Annotated in this window: 9 protein-coding genes; 3 read left to right on the forward strand and 6 right to left on the reverse strand. The window is 64.0% G+C overall.

Going from position 1 to position 8721, the window contains the following annotated elements; genetic code table 11:
• Window position 1: 1 nt before the first annotated feature.
• Both L0G76_RS11810 and msrB read right to left on the reverse strand, forming a co-directional pair.
• On the reverse strand, window positions 2-520 hold the full coding sequence (locus tag L0G76_RS11810; RefSeq protein WP_304357399.1) for a GNAT family N-acetyltransferase: 519 nt from the start codon (window positions 518-520) through the stop codon (window positions 2-4).
• A complete protein-coding gene (gene msrB, locus L0G76_RS11815; protein WP_304357400.1) occupies window positions 517-942 on the reverse strand; it encodes a peptide-methionine (R)-S-oxide reductase MsrB in 426 nt (141 codons plus the stop codon). The genes L0G76_RS11810 and msrB overlap by 4 nt, the downstream gene beginning before the upstream one ends.
• Before the next feature lie 182 nt (window positions 943-1124).
• Here msrB and L0G76_RS11820 point away from each other — a divergent pair, with 182 nt between their 5' ends.
• A complete protein-coding gene (locus L0G76_RS11820; protein ID WP_304357401.1) occupies window positions 1125-2324 on the forward strand; it encodes an alpha/beta hydrolase family protein in 1200 nt (399 codons plus the stop codon).
• Window positions 2325-2385: 61 nt separating this feature from the next.
• Here L0G76_RS11820 and L0G76_RS11825 read toward each other — a convergent pair whose 3' ends face one another.
• Window positions 2386-5094 (reverse strand): penicillin acylase family protein, encoded by a 2709-nt coding sequence (locus tag L0G76_RS11825; protein ID WP_304357402.1) that lies wholly within the window; start codon window positions 5092-5094, stop codon window positions 2386-2388.
• 21 nt (window positions 5095-5115) lie between these two features.
• Window positions 5116-5991 (reverse strand): DUF817 domain-containing protein, encoded by an 876-nt coding sequence (locus L0G76_RS11830; protein WP_304357403.1) that lies wholly within the window; start codon window positions 5989-5991, stop codon window positions 5116-5118.
• A 64-nt stretch (window positions 5992-6055) separates the two neighbouring features.
• Between L0G76_RS11830 and L0G76_RS11835 the strand changes: the two genes are divergently transcribed.
• Window positions 6056-6703, forward strand: coding sequence for a Rossmann-fold NAD(P)-binding domain-containing protein (locus tag L0G76_RS11835; protein WP_304357404.1), 648 nt, complete (start codon window positions 6056-6058; stop codon window positions 6701-6703).
• 124 nt (window positions 6704-6827) lie between these two features.
• Here L0G76_RS11835 and L0G76_RS11840 read toward each other — a convergent pair whose 3' ends face one another.
• Together L0G76_RS11840 and L0G76_RS11845 are read right to left on the reverse strand one after the other, a co-directional pair.
• A complete protein-coding gene (locus tag L0G76_RS11840; protein WP_304357405.1) occupies window positions 6828-7376 on the reverse strand; it encodes a hypothetical protein in 549 nt (182 codons plus the stop codon).
• Window positions 7377-7386: 10 nt separating this feature from the next.
• A complete protein-coding gene (locus tag L0G76_RS11845) occupies window positions 7387-8199 on the reverse strand; it encodes a L,D-transpeptidase family protein (RefSeq protein ID WP_304357406.1) in 813 nt (270 codons plus the stop codon).
• Between the two features lie 60 nt (window positions 8200-8259).
• On the opposite strand from L0G76_RS11845, the gene L0G76_RS11850 reads away from it, so the two are divergent.
• Window positions 8260-8721: hypothetical protein (locus L0G76_RS11850; protein WP_304357407.1), on the forward strand; the 462-nt coding region annotated here is incomplete at its 3' end.

Consider the following 8721-nt stretch of genomic DNA (forward strand, 5'->3'; position numbering starts at 1 on the left):
CTCAGGCGTCCGCCGGGCGTGACATCGGGGTGTGCTCGATGCCGTCTTCGAGGAACTGCGGTCCGTTCGGGCTGAATCCGAAGCTCACGTAGAACCCCTCGAGATAGGACTGAGCATTGAGCGTCAGCAGCCGCTGCCCGTGGCCGGCAACGAGCTCGCCGATCAGCCGTCGACTCCAGCCTTGGCCGCGCACGTGCGGGTTCGTCACGACCCGACTGATACTGCGGGCTCCCGGCTCAAAGGCCGGGCCGTCAGGAAAATCGGGCGGCAGCATACGGGCATAGGCCTTCGGCGCAAGACTGCGGCCCACCTCGGCGCCGTGGGTGTCCTGCATGGTCCGGACGTCATCGGGATAGAAGGCGTGCAGGGTCTGCGGCAACGTGTCCACGCCGTCCTGGTCGAGGAAGACGCAGTTCTGCTCGACGACGAAGACCTGGGATCGCAGCTGCATGATCCCGTAGAGTTCCTCGATCGTCAGCTCGTCGAATGTCTTGACGACGAGCCGCGATCCTTGGCTCACTCCTGACCGTCGATGAGCCGCAGCGACACCGAGTTCAGGCAGTAACGCTGGTCGGTGGGGGTGTCGTACCCTTCACCCTCGAACAGGTGGCCCATGTGCGAATCGCAGTTCGCGCACCGGACCTCGATGCGCTCCATGCCCATCGAGGAGTCGCGGAGGTAGCGGACCCGATCTTCGGCCAGGGGAGCGTAGAACGAAGGCCAACCGCAGTGCGAAGAGAATTTGGTGTCTGAGGGGAACAGATCCGCTCCGCACGCACGGCACTGGTACATGCCCACTGTGGTCGTGTCCACGTATTCGCCGGTGAACGGACGCTCCGTGCCGCCCTGCCGCAGCACCGCGAACTCTTCGGGGCTGAGCACATCCTGCCAGCGGACTTCGTCGGAATTGGCTTCTGCATTGACGTTCGGCGACTGACTCATCGTGACCTCCGGTGCTTGTCGATTTCTGCTGCAGTTCATTGTCTCACCGCTGCCCGACACGCGGAGCCCGTGCCCGACGGCGGTCGATGCGGCAGCACGTGGGCTCAGAGAGCCCTCTGACCTGCACAACAGCGTTTGGAGACTTCTCATTCCTTGGGTGACAATGAAGTCAGGAGGTATTCATGGTTCGCGACACTAAATTCCCGACTCGCCTGCTTCTGGCCTCGGTGGGTGTCGGTGCTGGGATCGGCGCCGTGATCTCGGTGGCGTCCTCGGGGCTGGCCGTCTATTTCGCACGCAAGATCGTCGTGCCCGAGAATGCGCCGGAGGAGCTGGACATTCTCCACATCGACGGATTCCCTCCCAACATGCGCATCCATCTGCCTGCGAATGAGGAGACGACGGTGCGCGGCACCTACGGTCTCTACTTCAACCAGGGCGCCGGCCATGCCGTGATCGGTGACATCGTCGAATACGACCCACGCTCGAGAACCGTGTCCCGAGAGATCCTCTCGGTCACCCGCGGAGACATCAAACGCGCCTGGCGCGGCCGCTGGACCGGAATCGTGTACCCGGAGCCGCTGGCGGCAGGAGTGAAGGCCGAGGACATCGAGATCGAATCCGATGCGTGCCGACTTCCGGCGTGGCTGCTGCCCACCGATCATCCCGAACCACAGGACACCTGGGCGATCCTCGTCCACGGTCGTGCCAGCACCCGGGCCGAGGGTCTGCGGGCCGCACCGGTGCTCAACACCCTGGGCGTTCCGGCGATCGCCATGTCCTACCGCAATGACGCCGAGGTCAGGGTCGAAAGCACCTCCCGCTACGGACTCGGCGACACCGAATGGATCGACGTGGACGCCGCGATCGACGTCGCTGTCGCCCATGGTGCCCGCAACGTCGTCCTCTTCGGCTGGTCGATGGGCGGAGCCATCTCACTGCAGGCAGCATCCCGCGGTCGGAACAGGCGGTTCGTGAAGGCACTCGTCCTCGACGGACCCGTGGTCGACTGGGTGAATGTCCTCGATGGCCAGGCCCGCCGCAACATGCTGCCGACACCGATCGCGAAACTCACTCTGGAGATGATCACCCAACCGTGGGCGCGCCCGATCACCGGACTGCAGACGCCCTTGGACCTGGGCAGGCTTGACTGGGTGACACGTGCCGCGGAGCTCGACGTTCCGGTGCTGCTCATCCACTCCGACGACGACGAATTCGTTCCCTCCTCACCGTCCCACGCGCTGGCCTCGGTGCGTCGTGACCTGGTGACGATGCCCGTCTATGACAAGGCCCGCCACACCAAGGAATGGAACATCGACCCCGTCCGCTGGGAGGACGATGTGGCGAACTTCCTCGAGGCGAAGATCCTGCCCAGGCCCTGACCTCAGCCGGAGGCCCTGCTCTCAAACTCCGATTGCAGGTCGTGGGCATGCCGTCCGATTCTCAGGGCCGCAGCACCAGCGAATCTTCGGTGTGCCTGTCCAACGCATCCGGAGTGTAGGGCCAGGGGCGGGTCGTGTTGGCGGCCCAATCATCGGTCTGATCCGCATAGTGCGGGTGGAAGGCGTGTCCCGAGGCACCGGTGAGGTTGATCCACCTGGACTGGTTGAAGTTCTCAAGGTCAATGATCTGGCGCATCGACGGCACCCAGTTCGTCTCGAATCCCACAGAGGCGTCCCAACCGGTGGCATTGACTTCTCCCGACCCGCCCGAGACCTCATAAGGACCCCGATTGAACAGCCTTTCGACGGCCTTGATCCCCGATTCGCCGAGGCTGGCGTTGCGGATGGTCAGCCTGTGCAGTATGCCCCACCGCCAGGTGACGGGTTCGTGGCCGAGCAGATCCTCGGTCGTCTCCCACGCCGAGTCCATGGCCCGGGCCAACGCTTCGTCCCGATTCTCGACCTCGCCGTCGGCCCACCAATCGGAGTCGGGCTCCTTCAGCAGGTTCTTGATCACGAGGGACCAATGCGATCCGCCTGCCGGAGGCACCGCATCGGGCATCTTCGGAGCGAAGACCTCATCGAGGATCGTCTTCGAGAGCACGTTGAAGTAGGCTGCGGCGGCACTGTGGGCATCATCGTGGCCGTTCCAGGACTTCAGCAGATCCTGAGCAGCTGCGATGTCGCTGCCCTCCTCGGCTTCGATATCGAGCAGGAGCGGAATGATTGTCAGCGCAAGGGGGTTGAGATCGTCGCCTTGGATGCGCGACATGTCCTCGGTCGTGACATCACCGTCTTCGATCGTGTCCTGGAGCAGCTTCGTGATTCGCCGAGCTCGGTCCCCGTCATCGAAGTCGTTGCCCAGCTGCACCGACTCGCCCGGACGGGTGATCGGGTTGTTCGCCGTGACGATCCACCCGCGATCGGGGTTGTACAGACTCGGCAGATCGTCGAAGTCGAGGTAGCCCTGCCAGTCCTCATCGGTCTTCCACCCGTGCCGGGGCAGCATGCCGTCGCCGTCGCCCCGTTTGGGAATCTTGCCCGGCGCCTGGTAGCCGATGTTGCCGTCGGTGTCCGCGTAGATGAGGTTCTGGGCAGGCACATCGAAGAGCGATGCGGCCTGCCGGAATTCTTGCCAGTTCGTTGCTGCATTGAGCCCGAAGATCGCGGAGGCCGTATTGCCCGGCTCCAGTGCGGTCCATTGCAGCGCCAGCTGATAGGTCTCGTCAGTCGGCCCTGACTTCGTGTCCGCGGTATCGGCTCCGGTCGATGCGTCGAGCACGTCGGAGTAGGAGCCGGTGAGGTCCGAGATGATGGGTCCGTTGCTCGTCGACCGAATCGTGATTTCACGCGATTCCTGCCTCGCGATCTTCACGGTCTCCGTGCGCGTGGTCACGGGTTCGTTCCCGGAGTCGCGGACCACCTCGCCGTCGCGGACCTTCTCGACGACGAGGTCGGCGACGTCGGGTCCCAGGTTCGTCAGTCCCCAGGCGATGCTCTGATTGTGGCCGATGATGATCCCGGGCAGTCCGGAGAATGAGAACCCGGACACATCGAAGGGGCATTCGGCCGTGATCTCGGTGCAGCGCAGGCCGATCTGATGCCACACCGAGGGCATGGCAGGGGCCAGGTGCGGATCATTGGCCAGCAGAGGGGCTCCCGTAGCAGTGTGCTCACCGGAGACCACCCACGAGTTCGAGCCGATGTCGTGACTGTTCATTCCCAGGAGCGTCGGCAGTGATTTCAGATGCTTCTTGAGCTCGCCGAGGCTGCCGGGAGTCTTCGTCGTCTCATCGTCTCCTGGCTCCCGCGCATTCGCGGCAGTCACCTCGCCGCCGGCCTGTGCTTCGTCATCGTCGGACGCAAGTTCGCCGCTGGGGTCGTCGCTGTCGCCATCGTTGCCGCCGTCACCGCCTTTGCGCTCAGCCGTGCTGGCTTCGGCGCCGGCATCGCCGCCGATGATCGTCGGGCGGGTGTCGTACGGATAGTCGGGAAAGGCCTCGGCCATCTGCTTGTCGTCAAGCGTGGTCGTGCTGATCGCCCGGTCGATCTCGTCTTCGACGTTCGAGCGCAGGTCCCAGGCCATGGCCTTGAGCCAGGACACACTGTCGACAGGAGTCCACTCCTCGATCTCGACTCCGCCGGACTGGAGGCCGACGATCCCATATTCGAGCGACACCTCGGTGGGGGACTTGTCCTTGAGGTAGGAGTTCACCCCCTCGGCATAGGCCTCGTAATACGCGCGTGTCTTGTCGTCGAGTGCCGCGACCTCCGCCTCGGCGACCTTCCTCCACCCCAGTGTGCGAATGAACGAATCGGTGCCGAACTGAGACTCCCCGAAGAGCTCCGAGAGTCGTCCCGCGGTGACATGCCTGCGGAAGTCCATCTCCCAGAATCGGTCCTGTGCGTGGACGAAGCCCTGAGCCATGAAGAGGTCGTGGGAGGTGCTTGCCTCAATGGTCGGGATTCCCGCGTCGTCGCGGGTGACGCTGACCTCCGCATCGAGACCCGGCAGAGAGATATCGCCGTCCGTGGTGGGGAAGGACCGGCGGACGAGGAAGATTCCGAGCAGGGAGAGGATGAGGAGGAGGACGAGGACTGCCGCGACGATGCGGATGAGGACCTTTTTGCTCACGAAGCGATGCGAAGCCGACGGCGGTCGGACCGCCGCTGCCAGCGCGCCGGAATCCTCTGAATCCGCGTCTGCCATGAGTCTCCTTCGACAGTGTCGTCAGTTTAAGCTCAGATTATCAGGTGACCCGTTGTCATCAGGGGGTTTGGGCCGGTAGACGAAGGTGACGAGGACCACGGAGATCATCATCAGCAGGAACCACGCCACGAGCTTGGTCATCGGCACCATGTGCCAGCCCTCGACCTGGGACGGGTAGAGCCACGCTCCGGTGGCGGTGCCGATGTTCTCAGCGATCCAGATGAAGAAGGCCACCAGCACGAACGCCAGGAGGACCGGCATGCGCAGAGTGAGTCTGTGCACATGGAAGTGCATTCGACATCGGAAGAAGGCCACCACGACGGCCAGAACGAGGAACAGGCGCACATCGATCACATAGTGGTGGGTGAAGAAATTGAGGTAGATGGCTGCGGCGATGACTGCGGTGATCCACCTCGGCGGGTAATGGCTGAACCGCAGGTCGAAGAGACGATAGACGCGCACGATGTAGGAGCCGACAGCGGCGTACATGAACCCTGTGAATAGGGGGACGGCAGCGATGTGGAGGACACCGCCGGCCGCATAGTTCCACGAGCCCACCGAGGTCTTGAAGATCTCCATTCCGGTGCCCACGATGTGAAACATCACGATGACCCAGAGCTCCCGTCCCGTCTCCAGGCGCAGCACGAGCATGGCCGTCTGGATCAGGACGGCCAGGATCACGAGGAGGTCATTGCGGGCCAGGCTCGCGTCGTCCGGGTACCACCAGGCTGTGACGATGATCGCCAGCAGCATGAGAGCCCCGAACAGGCAGGCCCAGGCCTGTTTGATCCCGAAGACGAGGAACTCCCGCACCCCGGCGGGCACCGAAGCCAGTTGCCGATTGGCGAATCGGTCGAGGAACCGCTCGAGCCGTGTGAGTTCATGCTGGTCAGCCATGAGGTCCTTCGGCAGGGGGAGGCGGTCGTGACAGCACCCTATCGTGGCCGAATACACTCGGGGCATGCACATCCTCATCTTCGGAGCCTCCGGCCATGTCGGCACGGGTCTGGCCCACCATCTTTGCGCCGAACATCGCATCACCGGCGTCGTCCGCTCGCAGCCGAACGACGAGACCGCCTACGAGCCCGTCGTCGTGCCCGAATGGGTGGATCGCCCGTGGGCCGTCAACGAGGAGCTGGCCCGCACGGGCCGACCGCCGGTCGATGCGGTCATCGCATCCGTCGGCGGGTGGTACGTGGACGCGCCGTTGATCGATCGTGGGATCGCCGCCTTCGATCAGGACTACTCCTCCTACCTTCGTGGTCATTTCGCCGCCTGTACCGTGGCGGAAGCGCTCGCCGAGGAGGGAGGCGGGGCCTGTATCCGACACTTGGCTCTCAACGGCGTGGCCAGCGTCGAAGCATGCGTCGGGTCAGGGGCGATCAGTGTCTTCGGCGCCGCACAGGAGATGCTCATCAGGGTCGCCGCCGCCGAGACGAAGTCCGTGAGTCACCGCGAACTCAAGGTCATGGCACCCATCGGCGGAGATGATCGCAACGATCTTCGCGGGGGAGTGGAGACGGTCAGTCTCTCCGAAGTCGCCGATGCGGTCATCGCAGTTCTGTCTCGACCCGAGGACCACGAGATCAGCACACAGCTGAGTGTCTAGGACACATGTCGGCCATGCCGGCGAACGGACCGGGGGTCGGGACGGGGCCAGCGGAGCGGACTGCGGCTGGGGTCAGCGGAACGGCCAGCGGAGCGGACTGCGGCTGGGGTCGGTCAGGCCGAGATCAGGCCCTGACGTAGCGGACGAAGACCTGGTCATCAACGGTTCGCACATCGATGAGCCGCAGGTCGAGGGTGGCCTCGAGCTGGGAGAAATGGCTGCCGGTGGTGCGGCTGTAGAACGGACTGAGGCTCAGGTGCAGTTCGGCACCCGGGACGGCGTCAAGGAGGCGGTAGGCCAGATTGGGGCCGGACTCGCAGACCAGGGTGTCGCTCGTGGACTCGACGGTGTCGAGCACGTCGGCGGCAGCCTCGGAAGTGAACTGCTGGGCTCGGTAGTCGAGACCCGCCTCGGCGAGCTGCTGGGACAGTTCGATCGGATCCGATTCGGTGAGAACATGCACGGGTGTGTGTTCGAGGGCCTTGCCAGGTGCGTTGATGACCGGCAATGCGGGGTTGAGCGCCGTCCTACGATCGATGATGATGGCACCTGCTTGCCTGCGCAGGGATACAAAGTAGTCGAAGTCGGCCTTCGTCGACACGCCTGTCGACCAGCCGTCCTGGGCATACGATCCGTTGATCGACTGCACGAGGGAGATGATGAGCGTTCGCATTGTCGTGCCTCTACTTCTGCAGCTGGGACTCGGGTCCCATGGCGATGCGCGGGTGGGCATCAGGGTCGATGGTCTCAAGAATCCACAGGAGATCCTCTTCCTTGAGGGTCACACAGCCGTTCGTTCCGGAATCATGATCGACATGCAGCCAGATTCCACCGCCTTTGTCCCACCCCAGCGGGCGAGTCCCGTCGGTGGGTGCAGTGCCTGGGACCCGGTTGTAGTCGATCGCGATGATGTAGTCGAAGACCCTTTCGTATTCGGAACCATAGGCCGCTGTCGCCGATGACGGAAGCCGCTCATCCTGGGTGTAGGAGAGTTTCGTCCCCGGATCCTGTTCGTACCCGCCCGCATCGCTGAGGGTGAAGACCCCGATCGGCGATGTCTTGTCGCCTTCCCGGCGATCGGCCAGCCAGCCCTTCTTCCCATTGTGGATGTCGAACGTTTTGAGCTCCTTCCACTCATCGTCGGCGAAAGCGAAGAAACTCAGCTGTCCGGAATCGGACGTCGTCTCCGGCCCGCTGGCGACGAGGACCTGAGATGTCTCGGCGGGAATCTGGGCGGATGTCTCCGGGCCGAGCCCGGGGACCGGAACAGAGTGGGCAGGGCCCGCTGCCTCCGTCGTCTCTGCTTCGGGCGGAGGCATCTGCGCGGGGGCGGCGAAATCACCGATGTCGTTCTGCTGCGAGGGGGCAGCGACCATCGCGGACTCAGGCGCCGCGTCATCGCCTTCGCTGTCGGACGGCGTTGCGCATGACGACATCGTCAAGGCCAGGACGGCGACCGTCAGGCTGGTCCCTGCCCGGGTTCCACCACTGAACATGAGGTCATCATCTCACGAACCTTGAGAACACCGCGGGAGCGACTGTGAGAAAATGAAACCATGAGCATTCCACCTGTGCCGAATCATCCTCCGCGCCCTGGGCGCCGGAGACCGGCCGAGGAGTCTCCGGATTCAATCACGACGCAGCTGTTCATCGGCCAGGACAAGTCTCCGGCCGCGGACGGTTCGACCCAAGCACTCAGTCCGGACGAACTGGACAGACTCCGGTCGATGGTGTCCTCCGACGGGGCAGAGGCCACCGAGGTTCTCAGTCTCGAAGAGCTGCGCCAGCTCGCCGCAGCGGAGAACGACGACTCCGCCGACGTTGATCAGACACCGCGAAAAGCGAAATCAGAGGACATCGCCGAGGCCGAAGCCGCCTCGGCGCCCAAGCAGTGGAATCCGCTGGGCGGATCAACCGGGCAGCCGCGCCCCGAAGCGCCGCATCCTGAACCGTGGAGCGGCGATTTCGGTGCGCCCGGACCTCCTGCCCACCCGCCAGAACCCCCAGCAGGGCCTGGT

Origin of the sequence: Brevibacterium picturae (assembly GCF_030453725.1) — a bacterium.
Taxonomy (GTDB): Bacteria; Actinomycetota; Actinomycetes; order Actinomycetales; family Brevibacteriaceae; genus Brevibacterium; species Brevibacterium sandarakinum_A.

Bases quoted from the DNA above. Each gene is read 5' to 3' on its own strand.
- msrB (WP_304357400.1), bottom strand. From the start codon at position 942: ATGAGTCAGTCGCCGAACGTCAATGCAGAAGCCAATTCCGACGAAGTC.
- L0G76_RS11820 (WP_304357401.1), top strand. From the start codon at position 1,125: ATGGTTCGCGACACTAAATTCCCGACTCGCCTGCTTCTGGCCTCGGTG.
- L0G76_RS11825 (WP_304357402.1), bottom strand. From the start codon at position 5,094: ATGGCAGACGCGGATTCAGAGGATTCCGGCGCGCTGGCAGCGGCGGTC.
- L0G76_RS11830 (WP_304357403.1), bottom strand. From the start codon at position 5,991: ATGGCTGACCAGCATGAACTCACACGGCTCGAGCGGTTCCTCGACCGA.
- L0G76_RS11835 (WP_304357404.1), top strand. From the start codon at position 6,056: ATGCACATCCTCATCTTCGGAGCCTCCGGCCATGTCGGCACGGGTCTG.
- L0G76_RS11840 (WP_304357405.1), bottom strand. From the start codon at position 7,376: ATGCGAACGCTCATCATCTCCCTCGTGCAGTCGATCAACGGATCGTAT.
- L0G76_RS11845 (WP_304357406.1), bottom strand. From the start codon at position 8,199: ATGTTCAGTGGTGGAACCCGGGCAGGGACCAGCCTGACGGTCGCCGTC.